We start from the raw sequence: 21,067 nt of genomic DNA on the forward strand, positions 1-21,067 counted from the left end.
CGGTGAGGCCGTTGCTGGCCCCGTCCTGGTTGACGGCGGTGCCACGGACGACGGCCAGCACCTGATGCCCGTTGCGGCGGGCGTCCGAGAGCCGTTCCAGCAGCACAAGGCCGACGCCCTCGGACCAGTTGGTGCCATCCGCCCCCTCCGCGAAGGACTTGCAGCGGCCGTCGGGGGCGAGGCCGCGCTGGCGGGAGAACTCGATGAACGACGTCGGCCTGCTCATCACCGCGACACCCCCGGCGAGCGCCAACGAGCACTCGCCCGTACGCACCGCCTGAGCCGCCAGGTGCAGCGCCACCAGCGAGGACGAGCAGGCCGTGTCCACGGTCACGGCGGGTCCTGTCAGGCCCAGTGCGTAGGCCACGCGTCCGGAGACGACGCTCCCCGCGCTGCCCACGCCGAGATGGCCCTCCAGGCCCTCCGCCGCGCTCCCGGCGTCGGAGCCGTAGTCGTGGTACATCACTCCGCTGAACACACCGACGTCGGTGCCGTGCAGCGACGTCGGGTCGATTCCGGCGTTCTCGAACGTCTCCCACGCCGTCTCCAGCAGCAGCCGCTGCTGCGGGTCCATCGCCAGCGCCTCACGTGGCGAGATGCCGAAGAAGGTGGCGTCGAACCCGCCCGCGTCGCTGAGGAAACCGCCCTCGCGCACGTAGGACGTGCCCACGGCGTCCGGATCGGAGTCGAACAGCCCGGCCAGGTCCCAGCCCCGGTCCTCCGGGAACCCGGCGATCGCGTCCCGGCCGTCGGCCACCAGCCGCCACAGGTCCTCGGGCGTCCTGACCTCGCCCGGAAGGTGGCAGCCCATCGCGACGATCGCCACCGGCTCGTCGGACACCCCGCGCGCCCGCACCGGCGCCTGCTCTTGCTCCCTCCGCCTCCCGGTGACCTCCCGCACCAGATGCCGCGCCAGCGCGGCGGGGGTCGGATGGTCGAAGACCACCGTGGCGGCGAGCCGTGCGCCGGTGGCCGCGTTCACCCGGTTCCTCAGCGCGACGGCGGTCAGCGAGGTGAAGCCGAACGCGCTGAACGCCTGGTCGGCCTCAACGGCGTCGGCCGAGGCCAACCCCAGCGTCGCCGCGGCGTGTTCGCGTACCAGCGCCAGCGCCGTGCGCTGCCGGCCGGACTCGCTCTCGGCTTCCAGCCGCCGCCGGAACTCCGCGACGGCGGGCTCGTCCGACGTCGGTAGGCCGGACGGTGCGTCCACCAGGTGGCGCAGCACCGCGGGCACCGGCTCGCCGCCCGGCAGCCCCGTGGTGCTCGGCCTGAGCAGCACCAGCGGGCCCTGGTCGGCGGTCAGCGCCGCGTCGAAGAGGGCCAGCGCCTCGGGCAGGGGAACGGCACCGGCCACCGGCGCCGTGCCCTGCTCGCCCGGCAGCGGGCCCCACGCCAGGGCCAGCCCGCCCAGGCCCAGCGCCCGGCGCCGCCGTACCAGGGCCTCGCCGAACTGGTCGGCGGCCGCACGCTCCGGACGGCCCGGCGAGCCCAGCACACCCGCGGTGGAGGTGACGACGACGAACAGCGCCGGGCCGGCCCGGCGGGTCCGCTCGTCCAGGTGTGTCATGCCGCGCAGCGACGCGTCGAGCGTCCGCCCCGGGCCCGGCTCCTCGATGTGCACCGCGGCGGTCACCGGCCGGTCCTGTGTGTCCAGCACCGCGTCCAGCGCCGTCCGGTCGGCCGGATCGCACACGGCCATCGAGACCTGGGCGCCCTCCTGCCCCAACTCGGTGCGCATCGCGGCCGCCGCGTCCTCCGGCAGACCGTTCGCGCTGAGCAGCAGCAGGTGGCGGGCGCCGTACGCGGTCACCAGGTGGCGGGCCAGCGCGGTGCCGCGGGCGGTGTCGCCACCGGAGATCACGACCAGTCCGTCCGGGCCGAGGGCCGAGGCGGGGTCCGGCTCGGGCTCCGGCTCCGGCTCCGCGGGGACCGAGATACGGGTCAGACGCGGCACCAGCAGTACGCCGGTACGGATCGCCGCCTGGTCGTGCCCGTCCTCCACGGCACGCAGCAGTGCGGCCTCCCGGCCGTCCTCCCCGTCCCTGCCCCCGGCGACGTGGGCGGACACGTCCCCGTCCCCGGACACGTCCCCGGCCACGTCCACCAGCGTCAGTCGGCCGGGGTACGCGGCTTGCAGCGAACGCACCACACCCCAAAGCGCCGCCACCAGCGGCTCCGGTGCGGCATCCTCGGCTCCGGTGGCGACCGCGCCCCTCGTGGCCACCACGAACCTCGTCCCGGCCAGCCGGTCGTCGGCCAGCCACGCGCCCAGCCGGGCCGCCAGCTCGCCGGTCGGGTCCTGCCCCTCACCCGGCGTGTCCCGCACCGCGGGCGCCACCACGACCACATCCGGGCTCGCGCAGCCGTCCGCCACGACGGCGCCGTCCACCACCCCTACGTCCACCCCAACGCCCCGCAGCCCCTCCGCGAGGCCGAGCGCGTCCGCGTCCGCCAGCGCCCAAGTGCCGTCCCCCGCCGGGGCGTCCGGCAGCGCGGCCTGCGGCACCCAGTCCAGCCGCAGCAGCGAGTCGTACTGGCCGTCCCCGGCGGCCCGCAGCCGTGCGGGCAGCTCCAGCAGCACGTGCCGGGTGATCTTCCCCGAGGCGGTGCGCGGCACCCGGGCGATCTCGTAGATCTCCTCCGGGACCTTGAAGTACGACAGCCGCTCGCGGCACATGGCCAGCAGCGCCGACGGGTCGAAGCCGTCCGGGCCGGGCACCACGAAGGCCACCGGCACCTCGCCGAGCACCGCGTGCGGCTTGCCCACCACGGCCACGTCCGCCACGCCGGGCACGGTGCGCAGCACGGCCTCCACCTCGCCCGGGTGGATGTTCTCCCCGGCGCGGATGATGAGTTCCTTGATCCGGCCGGTCACCGTGCAGAATCCGGACTTGTCGCGGCGGCCGAGGTCCCCGGTGCGGTACCAGCCGTCGCGCAGCGCCGCGGCCGTCGCCTCCGGCTGGTTGTGGTATCCGGCCATGATGTTCGGCCCGGACACCCAGAACTCGCCCTCCTGCCCGGCCGGGACGTCCACCCCCGTGTCCGGGTCCACCAGCCGCACCGTCAGCCCCGGCACCGGTAGCCCGCAGGAGCCCTCGACCCGCTGGCCGGTGGGCCAGTTCGCCGCGATCGCGCCACATGTCTCGGTGCTGCCGTACGCGTCGACGAGCGGCACCCCGAAGGTGGACTCGAACGACCTGACCAGCTCCGCCGTGGCCACCGCCCCGCCCACGAGGGCGATCCGCAGCTGGGGCGCGGCGAAGTCACGGTCCCGCGCCGCCTCGATCAGATGGTGGTAGAGCGTCGGCACTCCCGCGACGAAGGTCGAGCGGTCCTCGCGCAGCGCCTCCAGCACATCGGCCGTCGACACCCCGTCCACGATCCGGGTGCTGGCCCCGACGGCGGTCGCCGCCAGCAGGCAGACGATGTGCGAAAGGCTGTGGAAGAGGGGGAGCGGCCACAGCACGCGGTCCTCGGCGGTCAGCCCCGTCACGGGTACGTAGCAGGCGGCCAGGGACCACAGGCAGTTCCGCTGCGTGGACAGCACGCCCTTCGGCAGGCCGGTGGTGCCCGAGGTGTAGAGCATCCACGCGATCTCGTCCAGGCCCAGGTCATCGCGGGCCGCCAGCTCCGGCTCGGTGTCCGGCAGCGGCTCGAACGCGACGAAGCCCTCCGGCAGCGGGCCGTCCCCGCTGACCACCACCCTCAGCTCCGGGAACTGCTCCCGCAGCCGGTCGAACTGATCGGTGTGGGCGATGTCGGTGAGCACCAGCCGGGCGCCGCTGTCGGCGAGCAGATACGAGAGCTCCGCATCGGTGGAACGCGGGTTGACCGGCACCGTGATGGCGTTCGCGCGCAGGACGCCGAAGTAGCTCTCCAGCATCTCGACGCGGTTGCCCAGACAGATCATCGCGCGGTCGCCGGGATGCAGCCGCAGTCCGGCGAGATGACCGGCCAGCCGCCGGGTACGGCGCTCGAGTTCGGCATGGCTGACCGTACGGTGGCCGTCGGAACAGGCCGGCTTGTCACCGAAGCGATCCGCGTTGGCCTGGAGCAGTTCCGGCACCGGCCGGATCAGGTCAGTCCGTAGCATGCCGCCACACCTCTCGGTTCGAAGCAGGGCGCGCGGGAGCGGCGACCGACCCGCGCGGGATCGCCCCGTGCGCGGGACAGCCGCGCTCCGGTTGCGCGGCCCGAGGGAAAGAAGGCCCGGGAGAGAAAGCTCCAGCGAGCTCGAAAGAGCTCGCCGCTGTTGTTGAAATTCTTGTTCCGGCAGCGAGCGGGCCGTCCCCTAAACATCCCCCTCATTCCCCCTGACCACGGTGGCGGCAGCGGCGGTCAGGAGGAATGAGGGGGATGGGGTGGTCAGTGCGGTGACGCGCCGTGGCTGGGGGAGTCGGGTGCGCCGGGGCCAGGAGCCGGGCGCGCTGGAGCCGGGCGCGCCGGAGCTGGGTGCGCCGGAGTCGGGTGCGCCGGAGTCGGGTGCGCCGGACCACGCGGCGGGCAGGATCTCGGCGACGGGCCCGCGCCGCACACAGCGGCCGCCGTCGAACGGCGCGGCCTCCTCGGCCGGCGCACGCACCGCGGGCAGATCGTGGCTGATGAACAGCAGGGCGGTCCCGGCCGGGGCGAGGAGGTGGGGCAGCAGCGCCTCGTCGAGTCCCAGCGCACCGGCGGCGTCCCATCCGCGTCCGCGGACAGTGACATGCGGGAGGACCGCTCCCCGGTCACAGTGGCGGGACCGCGCCGGACTCGCACCGGCTTCCTGGTCCCGTCACCTCGTGCAGCCATTGTGACGCATCGGTGCGACGGGGCTGGGACCAGGGGCGCCACCGGCGAGGGAGAGCTCTACAAACCTGTAGATTCTGTTTTCTCCCCACAATGGAGGTATTACTGAGAAGGAGATGCAGATGACGCTGTGGGACCGCCTCAGGGACTCGGTCCAGACGATGCAGGCTCAGCTCACGGCGAAGAAGCACGAGTTGCAGAGCGGGGCGTTCCGGGACGCGAGCATGGCCATGTGCGCCCTGGTGGCGGCGGCGGACGGCACGATCGACCCGTCCGAGCGGCAGCGCGTCGCCCAGCTCATCGCCACCAACGACGTGCTCCAGAACTTCCCCCCGGGCGATCTGCACCGCCGTTTCGAGGACCACCTCGACGAGCTCACCACGGACTTCACGCTCGGCACGGCGAGCGCCATGCGGGAGATCGGCAAGGCGAAGAGGAGGCCTGCCGAGGCGCGGGCCGTCATCCAGATCGGCATCGTCATCGGCTGCGCCGACGGCTACTTCGACGAGAGCGAACGGGATGTCGTCCGCGAGGCGTGCTCGGCCCTGGACATCCCCCCGGCTGAGTTCGACCTCCACCGCCCCCTCCGCGTCCCCCGCCCGTACCGGGCTCCGGACGAGCTCCCGGGGGCGGCCGGCGGCCGGGTGCCCGGGCGGGCGGACGCCGGTACGGCGCGGGCGGTACGCCCCGGAGCCGCCGTGCCCGGCGACGATCTCCAGGTCTTCCTCAAGGCGCTGACCAGCGGAACCCGTCAGAAGCTCTTCGCGCACTTCGCCGACGGGGAGGAGCTGACCGTGGGCGAGGTGGCCGAGCGTGCCGGGCTCGGCCCGTCGACCACCTCCGAGCACCTCGCGGTGCTCCGGCGCGGCGGTCTGCTCCAGTCGACCCGCAGCGGCAAACTGGTCCGCTACCGCGCCGACAGGGAGGGCATCGCCGAACTGCTCGGGCAGCTCCATTCCTACCTCCTGGCCCCCTCCGAACCACAGGACGGCACCCCTCCCGCCCATGGCTAGTGCGTGATCGCACGGGTCCGCCGGATCGGGCCGTCACCGGGGCTCCGGCGCGGGGCGCGGCAGTAGAGTGCGACGGTGACCTCTCCGCCGGAAAACCCACCGTCACCCGTCAGCGAAGACGACCGCGAGGCGGCCGTGCGGCGCCTACAGGACGCGTACGCCGAAGGGCACATCTCGCACGAGGAGATGGACCGGCGACTCCATACGGTGCTCACCGCCACGACTCACGGCGAACTCATGTCGGCCCTGGCCTCGCTCCCCGCGGAGCCCCCGGAGACCACGTCCACGATCGCCGCCCACAGTGGACGGATCCGGCGGCGCGGCCCATGGCTCGTACCGCGAACCCTCAAGGTCGAGTCCGCGTTCGGCAGGGTGCGCCTGGACCTGTCCCGGGCGGTCATCGAGCATCCGGTCGTCGACATCGAGCTGCGGCTCGGCACCGGCAGGGCCAGGATCACGGTGCCGCGCGACGCGATCGTCGACGTCGAGGGCCTGCACACCGGGTGGAAGGACCTGCGCTACAAGCCCCGGCCGCCCCTCCCCGGCGGCCCGGGTGGCGCGGGTGGCGCGGGCGGTCCGGGCGGTCCGAAGATCCGGATCTCCGGGGCCGTGGGGTTCGGACGCTTGAAGATCCGCCACGCGCGGCGTTGAGGCCCCGTCCGGCGCCGTAGCCACCCGCCCGGCACTCTTCGGAACCTTAAGAGGTGGAACCTCACTCTTGACTTTCCTATCGGGAAAGTAGGACGCTTACTTTCCTGATAGGAAAGTGAGGTCTCGGCATGGACGACATCGTTCCGGAGCAGGCCCGCACCGCCCTCGACGCGGCCGACCGCGCCCGCCGCCAGGTGGCCGAGGAAGTCGGCCTGCCGCGCGGCTACTGGTGGGCCATGGCGGCCGGCTGGATTCTGCTGGGCGTGCTCGGCAATGTGCTGCCACCCTGGTCGGCCGGGGTCGTGACCGTGGGCTTCGGCGTGGGGCACGGGGTGTTCGCGTCGCGCCTGCTCGACGGCCGCCGACGTACGGATCGGCTCCAGGTGAGCGCGGCGGTCGCCGGTCGCCGCATCCCCGTGGTGGTGGTCGGCATGCTGCTCGGGCTCATCGGGGTCACCGTCCTGGTGGCGCTGGCGCTCGACGCCGACGGCGCCGGCCATGCCGGTGTGTGGGCGGCGGTGCTGACCGCGGCCGTCGTCGGGTTCGGCGGACCGGAGATCCTGCGCGTGCTGCGTCGGTGGGCGCGGGCATGACGAAGGCGCAATTCGACGAACTGATCCATCCCAGCACCCGTCTGTCGCTGGTGGCGACCCTGGCGGCCGCCGACTGGGCGGAGTTCGCCTTCCTCAAGGACCGGCTCCAACTGTCCGACTCGGCGCTCTCCAAGCAGCTGACGACGCTCGAGGAGGCCGGGTACGTCGCCACGGAACGCCGACTCAGCGGCAGCCGCCGGAAGCTGCGCGCCCGGCTCACCAGCGCCGGCCGGGACGCCTTCAACGGCCACATCGAAGCCCTGCGAGCGATCGTCGCCGACGCCGCGGCACCGGCCCAGGAGCCGCCTCCGATGTGAGGCCGAGGCTCAGCCGACGCGGACGTGTGGTCGGCGGGTCCGGTCGGGCTCGGCCTCGCGGAGCACTTCTCTGGTGACGGGTGCGACCTCGCCCTGGCCGAAGAGGAAGAACCGCAGGAACTGGGCGAAGGGGCTGCCCTCGGTCCATTCGAAGTAAGTCGGACGGGTCACGCACGCTGACCTCGACGAAGATGAGGTCCTCGGTGGCGGGGATGTCGTTGTCGGTCCGGATCTGGTGGATCTTGTCGCGGTATTCGGCCGGGTCGCGGTTGTCCGGCTCGTTGGCGATGAACCGTATGCGGCGGGTGGCGGCGTCGCGGACGAACCGCTCGGCCGTGGCGTCCAGTTCCATGTCCGTCACGCGCAGTTCGAAGGCGCGGGCGAGCCGGGAGAGCAGTGACACCAGGATGATGCCCGCCCGCCTGCCGGGCACCGGACTCACCGCCTGCGCACACCCCCGGCACGCTCCCGGGTCAGCGGGTGCGGCCGCGGGGCTTGAGGGGGACCGGGGGGAGTTCGGGGGCGGGGAGGGGGCCGCCGTCGTAGCCGTGGACCTCGCCGAAGCGGGAGCCCGATGTCCAGTCCTCGCGGGCCTGGGAGATCTCGTCATGGGAGCGGCCGATGAAGTTCCACCACATCACGATCTTCTCCTCGAAGGGTTCCCCGCCCAGCAGCATGAACGCGCTGTCCACGTCGGCCCGGAGCGGCAGTTCGGCGCGTCCGCAGCCGAGGTAGAGCAGGGAGCCGGGGGCGAGGCGCACCCCGTCGACCTCGGGCTCGCCGGACATGGTGAGGGCCGCGTACTCGAAGTCGGGCCGTACTGGGAGCCGGGTGTCGGTGCCGGCCGCGAGGGCGATGTCCGCACCCGTCAGGGGCGTGAACGTGGTGCCGGGCGAGGCCGCGCCGTCCAGTTCGCCGAGGACGACCGTCGCCCGCAGCCCTCCGCCGCCGGTCACCCGGGGCAACTCGGCGTGGTGCTCCCACATGGGGGCGATATGGCGGTCGCCGTCGGGCAGCGCGACCCACAGCTGTGCGCCGTGCAGCAGCCGGGCGTGCTCGCGCGGGGACTCCTCGGAGTGCGCGATGGCGCGGCCCGAGGTCATCAGCCCCAACTCGCCGGGGCGCACCGTCTGGAGGCTGCCGACGCTGTCGCGGTGCAGCACCTCGCCGTCGTGCAGCCAGCTGACCGTCTGGAGCCCCATGTGCGGATGCGGAGGGACCTGCATGCCCGGCTCCTGGGCGATGTCGTCCGGGCCGTAGTGGTCGACGAAGCACCAGGCCCCGACCATGCGCCGCCCGAAGTTCGGCAGAAGCCGGCGCACCACGGTGGACTCGCCCAGCGGGACCTGCTTGGCGGCCAGCAGCTCGCGGACCGGCTGGGCGGTGACGTCCTGGCGGCCGCCGCACACGGTCGGCGCGGGCCTCGTATCGAGATTGCTCATGACCGCACTCTCCCATCGCCCCGGGCGGCTCAGGGGGAGCCAGGGGGATGTTTAGGGGGCGGTCGGATCGCCGCCGGAAGAAGAATCTATCCGGTGACCGCACCGACCCCGAAGGAGATCGCATGCCGTCCACACTGCACACCGAGCCCGTGGCGACCGTCCTGGACGGACTGCTGGAGGCCGAGCGCGAAGGCGACGAGCGCGCGTTCGCCGAGACCGGTGTGACCGACCCCAAGTCGGCCTGGGCCGAGCTGGACGCCAGTCAGATGGCCGAGACGTTCAAGGACGCCTCGATGTCGGTGTCCAAGGAGGGCGGTGAGCTGCTCTACCTGCTCACCCGCGCGACCGGTGCGCGGACCGTCGTCGAGTACGGAACCTCCTTCGGCGTGTCCACCCTCTACCTGGCCAGCGCGGTGCGGGACAACGGCGGCGGGCAGGTGATCGGCACGGAGCTACAGGCGGACAAGGTGGCCAAGGCCACGGAGGCCATCGCCGCCGCCGGGCTCTCCGACATCGCCACCGTCCGCGTCGGCGACGCGCGCGAGACGCTGCGGGACCTGCCCGAGTCGGTGGACCTGCTGCTGATGGACGGCTGGCCGAACCTCAACCGGGCCGTGCTCCAGGTGGTGGAACCCCGGCTGCGCCGGGGCGCGCTGGTGCTCGTGGACGACATGGACATGGAGTTCGGCTTCGACATCCACCGGGAGATGCGGGAGTACCTCGCCGACCCCGCGAGCGGCTATCTCTCGCTGCCCCTGGGGGTCGCGCACGGGATCCTGGCCGGGGTGCGGCTCGGCTAGCACCCGGGTGCGGCTACCGTTCCCGGCGGCCGGACGGGGTTTCGGGGTTCATGAGCGCACTCTCCCCTCGGGGGACGCCTCGCGCTCGCCCGTACGGCTCCGGGCGTAGCCGTACGAGGCGATCGCCCCGTACACCAGCGCCGCGCCCAGCAGCCAGCCGGCCAGGACGTCGCTGGGCCAGTGGACGCCCAGATAGAGCCGGGTGAAGCCGACGCCCAGCACGGACACGGCCCCTACGGCGGCCATGAGCCGCGGCCACTTCGCCGGTGCCCCGTGCAGTGTCAGCAGCCACAGCAGCAGCCCGAAGGCGACGGTCGCGGTCAGGGCGTGGCCGGACGGGAAGGCCGCGTAGTGCGCCGAGTCCACCGGATCCGGCCACCGGGGACGCTCCCGGTCGAGCGCGGCCTTCACCGCCTGTTGCAGTGCCGTGCCCAGCGCCGCCGTGACGGCCACCCAGAGGGCGAGCCGCCACTCCCGGCGCCACAGCAGCCACCCCACGGCCGCGGCCAGCAGCGCACGCATCGCCCAGGGGTCCCAGAACCAGTCCGTGAGCACCCTGTTGACCCGAGTGAAGCCGTGGTGCCGGACGGCGGAGTGGTGCAGGGTGACGACGATGTCCCGGTCGGCGGTCCCCAGGGGGCCCCAATGGGCGGCCACCAGGGCGAGCAGCACCAGGAAGAGCACGGTGAACACGGCCGCGGCGCGGGCGGCTCGGCGGTGGAGGGTTGCCGGCTGCATGGGTCGATGATCGCCGACGGGCGGGCCCCGGAGCCAGGAGGCCCTCGATCTTCCTCGCGTCAGGAGCCGGAGCCGCCGTTGTGCCAAGGGACGCCGAGGGACACCGAGGGACACCGAGAGGCGCCGAGAGGCGCCGAGAAGTACTGAAAAACGCCGGGAGGGCCTACCCGAGCACCCGCAGCGCCGGGACAAGCGTGACCAGCAGCGGGACGGCCGGGACGAGCGCCGCGGTGGCCGTAAGGCGCCAGCGGCGCGCCACCGGGAGGCGGGAGGCCGGGGCCAGCAGCCGGTCCACCCGCTGCGGCACCTGGGCGAGCGCGCTGGGGCAGGGGCCGAACACCCCGCGGTCCTCATTGAGTTCCACCAGCGCGAGCGCGGTGGTCGTGCGCCCGAAGCGCCGTGACGCGGAGTCGTCGGCGGCCAGCTCGACCAGCCTGTGTACCTCGTCGCGGAACGCCGCGAACATGGTCACCTGAGGAAAGCCGCTGGCCAGCGCGCCCGAGCAGTGCAGCAGCCAGTGGTGGCGGGCGCGGGCGTGGCCCTGCTCATGGGCGATGACGGCGTCGAGCCGACGGCCCTTGAGGCGGCGCAGCGCCGCCGTGGTGATGACCAACCGGGGCGTGGTGCCCGGCAGCCACCAGGCGTCCGGCTTGTCGCTCTCCAGGACCACCAGACGGTCCTCGCTGGGCTCCTCACCGGGCAAGGCGGGGGAGCGGACGAGGAGCTCGGCGCGGTGCTGCCTGCGCCAGGCGCGGGCGCGGCCGATCTCGCGGGTGAGCATCACCGCGCTCCAGATGGCCCCGAAGGCGAGTACGAGGGCGACGGGCGCCGCCAACGGCCCGTAGCCGGACAGCGCGTACGCCTCGACCACGCCCTTGGGGGCGGGGGCGAAGACATTGCCGCGCACGGCATCCCAGGCGGCCGCCCCGGTGAGCGCCATGGTCAGCGCGCAGCACAACAGCACTCCGACGACCACGCACTGCCACACCCAGAGGGCGAGCACGGGTTCGCGGTCGATCCAGTCGGAGCGGGACAACAGGCGCGGCGCCATTGCCGCCGCCAGTGCGCCGAGGCCCATCAGCGCGAACGGGACCATCATGGCCGTCAGCCTATGATCGCGACGCTCGGGCGGGGTACGGTCACGGCGGGGAAGTGACGCATGCCACGGCGTGGCCACGGACGCGGCTACGCATCGGGCCACGGCCCGGCCCGCCGCCCGTTCACAGGGCAAGCAGCATCGCGAACATCCCTATCCCCATCGACAGCCTGCACGCATGCCGCAGCTCGGGCCGCCGCGACCAGCCGGTCCCGGGCGGTCCCGCCCCCGCCGCGTCCACGGCCCCGTCCGTCATCGGTACCAGCCGTAGCCCGGACCGTATGACGTAGACCGCGAAGTACAAAAGCAGCGCCCCGGTCAGTAGCGGCACCCCGCCCGCCATCCGGCCTGGGACCATCTCGCCGGTGTGATGGTGGCCGCCCGTGGTGCCCACCATCATCGCGAGCGCCATATAGACCATCGCCAGCGCTCCGACGGTGTGATGCAGCCGGTGCCCCGGGATCCCCGCGCCGCGCGGGACCGGCAGCAGCGCCCTTACGGCGGCCACGGCGAAGACCGCCGCGAAGGCGGGCGGGCCCCAGGGCCGGGGGTCCAGCACGGTGGACGGCACCGCCATCACGGCCATCCCCCACCCCATCAGCGCCTCGGCGCCCGCGATCCGCCGCCCCGGCCCGGGCGGCTCGCCGCGCATCTGCGACAGGCAGTAGCCACCCGTGGCCGCGCACAGCGCGACCAGCAGCCAGCCGATCAGTGGAGGTCCGTGCACGGCCACACCTCCCGAAGGGGGACGTATTACCAGGAGACATCCCCTGCCGTGGCACCACACACGGGAGCGCACGGGCGCAGTGGGGGAGCGCGAGGCGTGCGGAATGGCGGAGTGGTGGGGAGCGCGAGGCGTGGTGTGGCACGGTGAGAGGTGCGGCCCGTGGATCACGCAGGCCCCCGCCGCACCACGGGACGTAACAGCTGTCCAAAGAGGAGGAGAGCCCGTGTCGAATCCACCGCTTCCCGAGGCCGCGGTCGCCATGCTCGAGAAGCCCAATCCGGCCGTGATCGCGACGATCCGGTCCGACGGCCAGCCGGTGTCCACGGCCACCTGGTACCTCTGGGACGACGGCCGGATCCTGGTCAACATGGACGAGGGCCGCAAGCGGCTCGACCACATCCGTAACGACCCCAGGGTCACGCTCACCGTGCTCGACGAGGCGAACTGGTACAACCACATCACCCTCATCGGCCGGGTCGTGGAGCTCCAGGACGACAAGGACCTGGCCGGAATCGACCGGCTGGCCCGCCAGTACCTGGGCAAGGAGTACCCGCAACGGGACCGCGGCCGGATCAGCGCCTGGATCGAGATCGACCGCTGGCACGGCTGGGGCGAGCACAAGGAGAACACCCAGCCCGGCTGATCTCCCCTTCGGTACCGTCTGCCGTCCGCCTGCCCACCACCCCAGGTCACCGCAAGCCGTGGCGGGCGGACGGCGTCCGGCGATCCCGGGACCTGTCGTTTCCGGCGGATGTTTCCGACGTCATTCGTCGGCTGACCGTGACCCGTTGGTCTCCGACCGCTGAGGACCGCGGACCTCGTCGCGCAACGCGCGGATGGCGCGCACCGCTTCGGCTGCGGTCAGATCCCCGGCCGATAGCGGATCGGGTGATCCTCGGGGACCTCCACGACAACGATCTTGAGTCCGTCCGGATCCGCGATCCACATCTCCACCAGCCCCCACGGCTCCTTCTTCGGCGGCCGCAGCACCTCGACCCCCTGCGCGGTGAGCTCCTTGTGCGCCGCCGCCACGTCCGCCACCTGGAGCCACAGCTGGGGGCCCGGGGCGGGCGGGGTGTCCGAGCGGCCGGAGACCTCCAGGAACCCCCCGCCGAGGAAGTAGACGGTGCCGCGCTCGGGGCCCGTCCCGAACTCCCGGTAGACCGCCAGGCCCAGGGCCTCGCCGTAGAACGCCCGGGAGCGCTCGGGGTCCGTCGGCCGCAGCAGGACGCGGCTGCTCAGTACGTGAACCATGCCCGCGACCCTACGCAACCTGACCCCTTCGGGGCAGGTTAAGGTCTATTTGCCGCCACCGACCGCCACGCCGGCCACTGGTTGCCACCCCCGGCCCTCACCGGTCACCGGCCCACACCGGCCACCGCCCCCGGCCGCCCCCGCCGTCATCGAAGGGAACCCCGTCGACGCCATGGACACCGCGGACGCCACCGTACGAGCCACCGAGCCCCTCACCTTCCGCACGGCCACCGAGGCCGATGTGGAGGCGCTGGTGGCCCTGATCGAGTCGGCCTACCGCGGGGACGCCAGCCGCGCCGGATGGACCACGGAAGCGGACATCCTGGACGGACAGCGCACCGATCCGGAGGACGTCGCGGACGTGGTGGGAGCCGAGAACGGCCGGATGATGATCGTCGAGCGGAGCGGTGAGCTGATCGCCTGCTGCCAGCTCGAGCACCGCGGCGACCACGCCTACTTCGGCATGTTCGCGGTCCGGCCCGCGCTCCAGGGCGGGGGCCTGGGCAAGGTGATCATCGCCGAGGCCGAGCGGTTCGCACGGGCGGAGTGGGGCGCCACCGAGATGCATATGACGGTGATCTCCGCCCGCGAGGAGCTGATCGCCTGGTACGAGCGGCGCGGCTACGCCCGTACCGGCCGGATGACCCCGTTCCCGTACGGCGATGAGCGCTTCGGGGTGCCGCGCCGCGCCGACCTCGAGTTCGAGCTGCTGATCAAGCCCCTCGGCTGAGCCCCCGAGGGGCCCTGAACGCCTCCAGGGACCCTCAGAGCCCCGCTTACGCCGTACGGGTGAATGCCCTCCGCGGGCGCGTCAGGCCGTGAACCGCGCCGCCCGCCGGATCTCCGGGAAGTCGGTCGTGGCGCCGTCCAGGCGGAGGCCGCGGGCCAGCTTCAGATGGTCGGGGGTGTTCACGGTCCAGCCGATGACCTTGAGGTCGTCGGCGTGCGCCTTCTCCACCAGCTCCAGGGTCAGCCTGCGGATGTTGAGCACCAGCATTCCGGCGCCGACGGCATGCGCCCGGTCGATCACATCGAGGCCGTAGCGGCTGGCCACGAGGGCGGTGCGGGCGGTCGGGAGCAGGGTGCGGATCTCGGCGAGCGCCTCGTCGTGGAAGGACAGGATGTCCACCCGGTCCAGCAGATCGCGGCGGGTCAGCACCTCGGCCAGCGCCCGGGCGGCCGCCGTGTCCTTGATCTCGGCCTGGAGCGGCGCCTCCACGGCGTCCACGACCTCCTCGAAGACCGGGATCCGCTCGCCCTCCCCGGCGTCCAGTCCGCGCAGCTCCGCGAGGGTGAAGTCGCTGATCGGGCCCTTGCCGTCGGTGGTGCGGTCGACATCCGCGTCGTGCATCACCACGAGCGCGCCGTCCTTGCTGAGGTGCAGGTCCAGCTCGATGACGTCCATGCCCTCGTGCTCGGCGCGGACGAAGGACCGCAGGGTGTTCTCCGGCTCGACACCCATCACTCCGCGGTGTCCGATGGTGAGAAAAGTCAACGCTGTCTCGCTCTTCTGACGGCCCTCGACGGCCTTCGTCGGGTCGTCTGCGTCGGGTCGGGGGAGGCAGTGGGGTGGCTGATTCATCGGCACGCGGCGGACGGGCCGCCCGGACCGGCGCACACCATACCGGCCGCTCATGACAGGACCGTTCAAGCGGGGCCGTGGCATGACTCGAGCCGATGGGGGCAGGAAAAACTTCGGTGGTGCGGGTGTGACGCAGGATGATTTCCCGTACCGTCGCTTGAGCGCGGGAGCGTCCATAGATACGGTGGTCATACGCGAGTTTCTTCGGTGAAGGAGTGGTCATGACGGAAATCCTTTCGTCTGCGATAGCTGAAGGTGCCGTTCTGCCCGCAGAGCGTGTGGTTGATCGTCCGGCCTGGACCGCCCTCAAGGACGCTGTCGAAACGTTTCGCCCGTGGCAGTCCAAGGACGGGTCCATTGACTTCGACGCCGAGGGCGCACCCACCCGGGAGACCGCCGCGGCGACCATCGACCGGGTGATCGGGGCCATCGAGGAGCTCGCCCCGCTGCTTCCGCACGACGCCGACTACCACCGGGCGGCCGTCGCGGACCTGCGCCGCTGGGCCGAGGAGGGATTCGGGGTCCCCGACTTCCTCGACTCGCTGCTCGCCTTCCAGCCCGCCCGCACCCGTGCCGACGGCCTCCAGCACCTCGTCGTCTTCCCCATGTACACGCAGAACGGCAACCCGGACCGCAATCTGGAAGCCGTGGTGCTGCGCATGGTCTGGCCGGAGTGGCTGGCGGAGCTGGAGCGCACCCGCTATGACAACCCGCTCTACTGCGGACTGGCCTTCGAGGACTTCACCTCCGGCTACGACACCAACTCCGCGGTGCTCTTCCCCGAGACCATCGCCGTCCGCGAGGCCCCCGAGCGGTTCAGCTGGGGCGGCATCTTCTGCGACCGCGAGGCGGCCCGGTTCCGCCGGGTCAGCGAGGCGGCCGTCCGGGCCCTGGGGATCGAACTCCCCGACGACATCCGGGACATGCTCGCCGACCAGCGCCGCTGCCAGGAGGCGTTCGCCCTGTGGGACATGGTCCACGACCGCACCCACAGCCATGGCGACCTGCCGTTCGACCCCTTCATGATCAAGCAGCGGCAGCCGTTCTGGATGTACGGACTGGAGGAGCTGCGCTGTGACCTCACCGCCTTCAAGGAGGCCGTGAAGCTGGACGCCGAGGGCGTCGCCCAGGGCCGTGACGTCCAGTACGCCGTGATCTTCGACCGGATGTTCCGGTTCCCGGTCACCGGCGCGCGGGTCCGCAACTATGACGGGCTCGGCGGCCAGTTGCTCTTCGCCTACCTCCACCAGCACGACGTCGTACGCTGGACGGACAACACCCTGCACATCGACTGGTCCCGCGCCTCGCAGGTCACCAACCAGCTGTGCGGCGAGATCGAGAAGCTCTACCGGGACGGCATCGACCGCCCCAAGCTCGTCCACTGGTTCAAGGCGTACGAGCTGGTGTCGACCTATCTCGCCCCGCACCCCGGCTCGGTCTGGGCCAAGGGCCCCGAAGCCCTGGACCTGAGCCAGCCGCCGCGCAAACTCGTCGACGACGTGCTCCCCGACGAGTTTCCGCTGAGCATGTTCTACGAGGCGCTTGGGAAGAAGCTGCGTGACGTGGTCGCCTCCACCAAGGGCATCACGGCCGACAGCGACCTGCCGGCGGCGGCATGAGCACCGCGGCGGCGCACAGCCCCCAGACGGGGCAGGACGAGGAGGCGGCGAGCATGACCACACCGACATCGAGCCCCAGCCCGAACGAGCCGGGCGAGCGGCCGCTGGACGGTGCGGTGGTTGCGGTGGCCGGCGCGGCCGGCCCCGCGGGCCGGGCCGCGGTGCTCCGCCTCGCCGAGGCGGGTGCCACCGTCGTCGCCTCCGACGCCGACCCGGTCCGGCTGGCCGAGGTCGTGGACGCGGCGCGCTACGCCCACGGCGGCGCCAGCGTCACCGGTGAGACGGTCGACCTGCTCGACCTCGGCGCCGCCCGCGCCTGGGCCGACCGCACCGAGAAGGAGTTCGGACGGGTCGACGGGCTGATCCACCTGGTCGGCGGCTGGCGCGGCGGCAAGACCTTCGCCGACGCCCCGCTCGCCGACTGGGAGACCCTGCACAATCTGCTGATCCGCACCGCCCAGCACACCTCCCTCGCCTTCCACGACGCCCTGCTGCGCAGCGGCAAGGGCCGCTATGTGCTGATCAGCGCGGCGGGCGCGTCCCATCCCACCGCGGGCAACGCCGCGTACGCCGCCGCCAAGGCCGCCGCCGAGGCGTGGACGCTCGCGCTCGCCGACTCCTTCCGCAAACTGGGGGGCGAGGGCGGTCCGTCGGCGGCCGCTGCCATCCTGGTGGTCAAGGCGCTGGTGCACGACGCCATGCGCGCGGAGCGCCCCAACGCGAAGTTCGCGGGCTTCACGGACGTCAAGGAGCTGGCCGAGGCCATCACCGGACTCTGGGACCGGCCCGCCCAGGAAGTGAACGGAACCCGCCAGTGGCTGACCCCCAAGCCGTGAGGACCGACGCCCGCCGCCACCACGACCCCGAGGTACGCGGCTTCGCCAGCGACAACTACGCCGGCACCCACCCGGAGATCCTCGCCGCGCTCGCCCTCGCCGACGGAGGCCATCAGGTCTCCTACGGCGAGGACGACTACACCGCGCATCTGCAATTCGTCATGCGCAGCCACTTCGGCCCGCACGCCCAGGCGTTCCCGGTCTTCAACGGCACCGGCTCCAACGTCGTCGCCCTCCAGGCCCTCACCGACCGCTGGGGCGCGGTCATCTGCGCCGAGTCCGCCCATATCAACGTGGACGAGTGCGGGGCGCCCGAGCGCGTCGGCGGGCTGAAGCTGCTCACCGTCCCCACCGAGGACGGCAAGCTCACCCCCGAGCTCATCGACCGCCAGGCGTGGGGCTGGGACGATGAGCACCGGGCGATGCCGCAGGTGGTCTCGATCGCGCAGAACACCGAGCTCGGCACCGTCTACACGGTGGACGAGATCCGTGCCATCTGCGACCACGCGCACGAGCGCGGGATGAAGGTCCACCTCGACGGCGCCCGGATAGCCAACGCGGCCGCGTCGCTGGACGTGCCGATGCGCGCGTTCACCAACGCGGTGGGCGTCGACATCCTGTCGTTCGGCGGCACCAAGAACGGGATGCTCTTCGGCGAGGCCGTCGTCGTCCTCGACCCGGACGCGGTGGGCGCCATGAAGCATCTGCGCAAGCTGTCGATGCAGCTGGCGTCCAAGATGCGGTTCATCTCCGTCCAGCTGGAGGCCCTGCTCGCCCGCGACCTGTGGCTGCGCAACGCCCGCCACGCCAACACCATGGCCCAGCGGCTGGCGGACGGCGTGCGCGCGGTGGACGGGGTGAAGATCCTCCACCCGGTCGAGGCCAACGCGGTCTTCGCACGGCTCCCGCACGAGGTGAGCGAACGCCTCCAGAAGCGCTACCGCTTCTACTTCTGGGACGAGGCCGCGGGGGATGTGCGCTGGATGTGCTCCTTCGACACCACCGAGGAGGACGTGGACGGCTTCGTCACGGCGCTCAAGGAGGAGATGGGCCGGTAGGCCGTCTCAGGAGTGCCCCGGGCGGGCCGTCGGGCCCGCCCCGCGGGCGTCCTAGCGGCCCCGGTCCAGGGCCAGCGCCTCGGCCGGGGTGGGAGCGGTGCCGCCCAGGTGGGCCGGGACCCACCAGGTGTCCTCCGGGCCCTTGGGCCGCACCGGATACGCCCGCTGCGCCGCCTCCAGCAGCTCCTGCACCCGGCCGCGCAGCCGCTCGGTCAGGGTGTCGGAGGGCTCGGTCGGGTCGGCCTCCATCGGCTCGCCGACCCGCATCGTGATCGGGTAGTGATGGCGGCCCAGCGCCCGCTTCTGGCCCTTGGTCCACAGCCGCTGGGTGCCCCACAGCGCCATCGGCAGCAGCGGGACGCCCGCCTCCTGCGCCAGCCTGGCCGCGCCCGACTTGAAGTTCTTGAGGGTGAAGGACCGCGAGATCGTCGCCTCCGGGAAGACACCGATGATCTCGCCGGAGCGCAGCGCCCGCAGGGCGTGCTTGTACGCGTCCATGCCCGCCGCGCGGTCCACCGGAATGTGCTTCATCGCGCGCATCAGCGGCCCGGAGACCTTGTGCCGGAAGACCGACTCCTTGGCCATGAACCGCACCAGCCGCTTGGCCGGACGGGCGGTCAGCCCGCAGAAGACGAAGTCGAGATAGCCGATGTGGTTGCTCACCAGAACCGCGCCACCCGTCTGCGGGACATTCTCGGTGCCCTTGATGTCGAAGCGCAGATCGAGCGCCTTGAACATGGTGCGGGCGATGCCGATCACCGGCGGGTAGACGAGCTCTGCCATCGAGGACCCTTCGTCGTATGCCTGGGGAGGGTTCTCCCGGCGGAAGTTACGCGGCCGTAGGTATCCGGCTTCTGGCAGATGGTGCCCGATGTCGTCTCTTTGTGCTACCGCGCGGCACGGCCCGGCCGAGAGATCCTCATCACGTCGGGAGCCGCCGGGGAATCCCCGGGCCGCCCAGGACGCTGCACCAGGGAGGCCCGATCGGGAGGAGACAGGTGCGAGACGGCGACGGAGGCCGGCGGCTGGGCGCCGCCGAGCTGGGCGCGGAGCTGGGGGAGCGGGCGACGCTGGTGCAGTTCTCCAGCGCCTTCTGCCAGCCCTGCCGGGCCACCCGGCGGACGCTGTCCGAGGTGGCGGCGATGGTGGACGGGGTGACGCACATCGAGATCGACGCCGAGTCCCGGCTGGAGCTCGTCCGGGCGCTGGAGATCGCCCGCACCCCCACGGTGCTGGTGCTCGACGCGGCCGGGCGGGTCGTTCGGCGGGCCTCCGGGCTGCCGCGCCGGGCCGATGTCATCGCCGCTCTGGGTGATGCCGTGTGAGCCTCCGCGCCCCGGCCCCACTTGACGGTCCGCACCCCGCGTGGTCAGGGTGAACGGCATGCGGCCTGGACCCCTTCTTTACGGACGTGTGCACGTGGACCTGATGCGGACCGCCGGCGCACGGTGTCCGGGCGGGTGAGCGAACGAGGACAAGCGCAGCCCCCCGCCCGTACCTCCGGCAGAAGGACAACTCCATGACGGCAACGCACGACCTCGGCACGTCCCCGCTGACGACGTCCGACATCTTCCGCTCCGTCTTCCGCCGGCACGCCTCCGGCGTCGCCGTGATCACCGCCCAGGGCACCCGCCCGGTCGGCTTCACCGCCACCTCCCTCGCCTCCGTGGCCGCCGAGCCGCCGCTGCTCTCCTTCGGCGTGGGGACCGGCTCCTCGAGCTGGCCGGTGCTCTCCGATGCCGAGCACGTCGGTGTCCACATTCTGGGCGAGCACCAGCGGGAGCTGGCCGCGACCTTCGCGCGCAGCGGTGCCGACCGCTTCGGACCGGCCACCGGCTGGCGCTCGGGACCGGAGGGCGTACCGGTGCTCGACGGGGTGCTGGCGTGGCTGGTGTGCCGGGTGGTGGCCCGGATACCCGCCGGGGACCACCGGGTGCTGATCGGCGAGGTCACCACGGGCACCGCGACCGGGGCCGGCCGTCCGCTGCTGTACCACCAGGGGCGCTTCAACGCGCTCCGCGACTGACCCGCCACGCGCTCCAAGGCCGACCCGCGCCCGCCCTGGTTGGCATGTACGCCTCGCATTGATCGCAGTCGTTGGCAAGGTCACAGTTCAAGCGGGTTGCATACGGGGAATGAGCTGGGTGTACTGACGAGTAATATTTTGCTGCGGTACATGGGCCGCCCCGGCAGGAAACCGCCCGCGGTACCGCCCGGGTCCCGCCCCCGAAGGCGCCTATGCTGCCAGCAACAAGGCAGCTCGGTAGAGACGATGCAGTAGGAGAGCCGGCGTGAGCTTGAGGATCGTTGTCTGTGTTAAGTACGTGCCCGACGCCACCGGCGACCGGCACTTCGCCGAAGACCTGACCGTCGATCGCGACGATGTGGACGGCCTGCTCTCGGAGCTGGACGAGTACGCGGTCGAGCAGGCCCTCCAGATCGCCGACGAGGCCGACGACGCCGAGATCACCGTGCTGACCGTCGGTCCGGAGGACGCCAAGGACGCGCTGCGCAAGGCGCTGTCGATGGGGGCGGACAAGGCCGTGCACGTCG

22 protein-coding genes, 2 pseudogenes and 1 riboswitch are annotated in these 21,067 nt (G+C 72.2%); of the genes and pseudogenes, 15 read left to right on the forward strand and 9 right to left on the reverse strand.

Going from position 1 to position 21,067, the window contains the following annotated elements; genetic code table 11:
- On the reverse strand, positions 1 to 4,093 hold a 4,093-nt coding region (locus tag ABD329_RS44875), incomplete at its 3' end, for a beta-ketoacyl synthase N-terminal-like domain-containing protein (RefSeq protein WP_344317986.1).
- Between the two features lie 552 nt (positions 4,094 to 4,645).
- A riboswitch (cobalamin riboswitch) is annotated at positions 4,646 to 4,797 on the reverse strand.
- Positions 4,798 to 4,910: 113 nt separating this feature from the next.
- Here ABD329_RS44875 and ABD329_RS44880 point away from each other — a divergent pair.
- The 5 genes and pseudogenes from ABD329_RS44880 to ABD329_RS44900 all read left to right on the forward strand — a co-directional run.
- Positions 4,911 to 5,363, forward strand: a pseudogene (locus tag ABD329_RS44880) (tellurite resistance TerB family protein); the annotation flags it as partial.
- Between the two features lie 123 nt (positions 5,364 to 5,486).
- The gene (locus ABD329_RS44885; RefSeq protein ID WP_198282152.1) at positions 5,487 to 5,801 is read left to right on the forward strand and encodes a metalloregulator ArsR/SmtB family transcription factor; all 315 of its coding nucleotides are present in this window, start codon (positions 5,487 to 5,489) and stop codon (positions 5,799 to 5,801) included.
- A 75-nt stretch (positions 5,802 to 5,876) separates the two neighbouring features.
- A complete protein-coding gene (locus ABD329_RS44890; RefSeq protein ID WP_198282151.1) occupies positions 5,877 to 6,452 on the forward strand; it encodes a DUF1707 SHOCT-like domain-containing protein in 576 nt (191 codons plus the stop codon).
- Positions 6,453 to 6,580: 128 nt separating this feature from the next.
- On the forward strand, positions 6,581 to 7,045 hold the full coding sequence (locus tag ABD329_RS44895; protein ID WP_198282150.1) for a hypothetical protein: 465 nt from the start codon (positions 6,581 to 6,583) through the stop codon (positions 7,043 to 7,045).
- Complete coding sequence (locus ABD329_RS44900) at positions 7,042 to 7,362, forward strand: transcriptional regulator (protein WP_198282149.1); 321 nt, start codon at positions 7,042 to 7,044, stop codon at positions 7,360 to 7,362. The genes ABD329_RS44895 and ABD329_RS44900 overlap by 4 nt, the downstream gene beginning before the upstream one ends.
- Before the next feature lie 9 nt (positions 7,363 to 7,371).
- On the opposite strand, the pseudogene ABD329_RS44905 reads toward ABD329_RS44900, so the two are convergent.
- Together ABD329_RS44905 and ABD329_RS44910 are read right to left on the reverse strand one after the other, a co-directional pair.
- Positions 7,372 to 7,780 (reverse strand): annotated as a pseudogene (locus tag ABD329_RS44905) (amino acid transporter); the annotation flags it as partial.
- A 55-nt stretch (positions 7,781 to 7,835) separates the two neighbouring features.
- A complete protein-coding gene (locus tag ABD329_RS44910; RefSeq protein WP_344317988.1) occupies positions 7,836 to 8,804 on the reverse strand; it encodes a pirin family protein in 969 nt (322 codons plus the stop codon).
- A 122-nt stretch (positions 8,805 to 8,926) separates the two neighbouring features.
- Between ABD329_RS44910 and ABD329_RS44915 the strand changes: the two genes are divergently transcribed.
- On the forward strand, positions 8,927 to 9,604 hold the full coding sequence (locus ABD329_RS44915) for an O-methyltransferase (RefSeq protein WP_198281171.1): 678 nt from the start codon (positions 8,927 to 8,929) through the stop codon (positions 9,602 to 9,604).
- Between the two features lie 48 nt (positions 9,605 to 9,652).
- Here ABD329_RS44915 and ABD329_RS44920 read toward each other — a convergent pair whose 3' ends face one another.
- The 3 genes from ABD329_RS44920 to ABD329_RS44930 form a co-directional block, all read right to left on the reverse strand.
- Positions 9,653 to 10,342, reverse strand: coding sequence for a phosphatase PAP2 family protein (locus tag ABD329_RS44920; protein WP_198281172.1), 690 nt, complete (start codon positions 10,340 to 10,342; stop codon positions 9,653 to 9,655).
- A gap of 163 nt (positions 10,343 to 10,505) precedes the next feature.
- Positions 10,506 to 11,441 carry a M56 family metallopeptidase gene (locus ABD329_RS44925; protein WP_198281173.1) on the reverse strand — a complete coding sequence of 312 codons (936 nt, stop codon included), beginning with the start codon at positions 11,439 to 11,441 and terminating at the stop codon, positions 10,506 to 10,508.
- Between the two features lie 121 nt (positions 11,442 to 11,562).
- Positions 11,563 to 12,165, reverse strand: coding sequence for a DUF5134 domain-containing protein (locus ABD329_RS44930; RefSeq protein WP_198281174.1), 603 nt, complete (start codon positions 12,163 to 12,165; stop codon positions 11,563 to 11,565).
- Between the two features lie 223 nt (positions 12,166 to 12,388).
- On the opposite strand from ABD329_RS44930, the gene ABD329_RS44935 reads away from it, so the two are divergent.
- Positions 12,389 to 12,808, forward strand: coding sequence for a PPOX class F420-dependent oxidoreductase (locus ABD329_RS44935; RefSeq protein ID WP_198281175.1), 420 nt, complete (start codon positions 12,389 to 12,391; stop codon positions 12,806 to 12,808).
- 218 nt (positions 12,809 to 13,026) lie between these two features.
- Here ABD329_RS44935 and ABD329_RS44940 read toward each other — a convergent pair whose 3' ends face one another.
- Entirely contained in the window at positions 13,027 to 13,419 is a 393-nt protein-coding gene (locus ABD329_RS44940; protein WP_344317990.1) for a VOC family protein, read from the reverse strand.
- Positions 13,420 to 13,591: 172 nt separating this feature from the next.
- Here ABD329_RS44940 and ABD329_RS44945 point away from each other — a divergent pair, with 172 nt between their 5' ends.
- Positions 13,592 to 14,149 (forward strand): GNAT family N-acetyltransferase, encoded by a 558-nt coding sequence (locus ABD329_RS44945; RefSeq protein ID WP_198280246.1) that lies wholly within the window; start codon positions 13,592 to 13,594, stop codon positions 14,147 to 14,149.
- 81 nt (positions 14,150 to 14,230) lie between these two features.
- Here ABD329_RS44945 and ABD329_RS44950 read toward each other — a convergent pair whose 3' ends face one another.
- Complete coding sequence (locus ABD329_RS44950; RefSeq protein ID WP_198280245.1) at positions 14,231 to 14,914, reverse strand: glycerophosphodiester phosphodiesterase; 684 nt, start codon at positions 14,912 to 14,914, stop codon at positions 14,231 to 14,233.
- 308 nt (positions 14,915 to 15,222) lie between these two features.
- On the opposite strand from ABD329_RS44950, the gene ABD329_RS44955 reads away from it, so the two are divergent.
- From ABD329_RS44955 to ABD329_RS44965, 3 genes are read left to right on the forward strand one after another with little or no spacing between them, the layout of a single operon-like run.
- Positions 15,223 to 16,620: a DUF6421 family protein gene (locus tag ABD329_RS44955; RefSeq protein ID WP_198280244.1), complete on the forward strand. Its 1,398-nt coding sequence runs from the start codon at positions 15,223 to 15,225 to the stop codon at positions 16,618 to 16,620.
- Positions 16,621 to 16,673: 53 nt separating this feature from the next.
- Entirely contained in the window at positions 16,674 to 17,456 is a 783-nt protein-coding gene (locus ABD329_RS44960) for an SDR family oxidoreductase (protein ID WP_198280243.1), read from the forward strand.
- Complete coding sequence (locus ABD329_RS44965; protein ID WP_198280242.1) at positions 17,453 to 18,514, forward strand: threonine aldolase family protein; 1,062 nt, start codon at positions 17,453 to 17,455, stop codon at positions 18,512 to 18,514. The genes ABD329_RS44960 and ABD329_RS44965 overlap by 4 nt, the downstream gene beginning before the upstream one ends.
- Positions 18,515 to 18,565: 51 nt before the next feature.
- On the opposite strand, the gene ABD329_RS44970 is transcribed toward ABD329_RS44965, so the two are convergent.
- Positions 18,566 to 19,297 carry a lysophospholipid acyltransferase family protein gene (locus ABD329_RS44970; protein ID WP_037963862.1) on the reverse strand — a complete coding sequence of 244 codons (732 nt, stop codon included), beginning with the start codon at positions 19,295 to 19,297 and terminating at the stop codon, positions 18,566 to 18,568.
- 182 nt (positions 19,298 to 19,479) lie between these two features.
- On the opposite strand from ABD329_RS44970, the gene ABD329_RS44975 reads away from it, so the two are divergent.
- The 4 genes from ABD329_RS44975 to ABD329_RS44990 form a co-directional block, all read left to right on the forward strand.
- Positions 19,480 to 19,839, forward strand: coding sequence for a TlpA family protein disulfide reductase (locus ABD329_RS44975; RefSeq protein WP_214665422.1), 360 nt, complete (start codon positions 19,480 to 19,482; stop codon positions 19,837 to 19,839).
- 58 nt (positions 19,840 to 19,897) lie between these two features.
- On the forward strand, positions 19,898 to 19,978 hold the full coding sequence (locus ABD329_RS44980; protein ID WP_317259516.1) for a putative leader peptide: 81 nt from the start codon (positions 19,898 to 19,900) through the stop codon (positions 19,976 to 19,978).
- A gap of 55 nt (positions 19,979 to 20,033) precedes the next feature.
- Entirely contained in the window at positions 20,034 to 20,540 is a 507-nt protein-coding gene (locus ABD329_RS44985) for a flavin reductase family protein (protein ID WP_198280240.1), read from the forward strand.
- Between the two features lie 265 nt (positions 20,541 to 20,805).
- Positions 20,806 to 21,067 (forward strand): electron transfer flavoprotein subunit beta/FixA family protein (locus ABD329_RS44990; protein WP_425574460.1); only part of this gene is annotated, 262 nt, incomplete at its 3' end.

Origin of the sequence: Streptomyces javensis (genome assembly GCF_039525925.1) — a bacterium.
In the GTDB taxonomy this organism is placed as follows: domain Bacteria; phylum Actinomycetota; class Actinomycetes; order Streptomycetales; family Streptomycetaceae; genus Streptomyces; species Streptomyces asiaticus.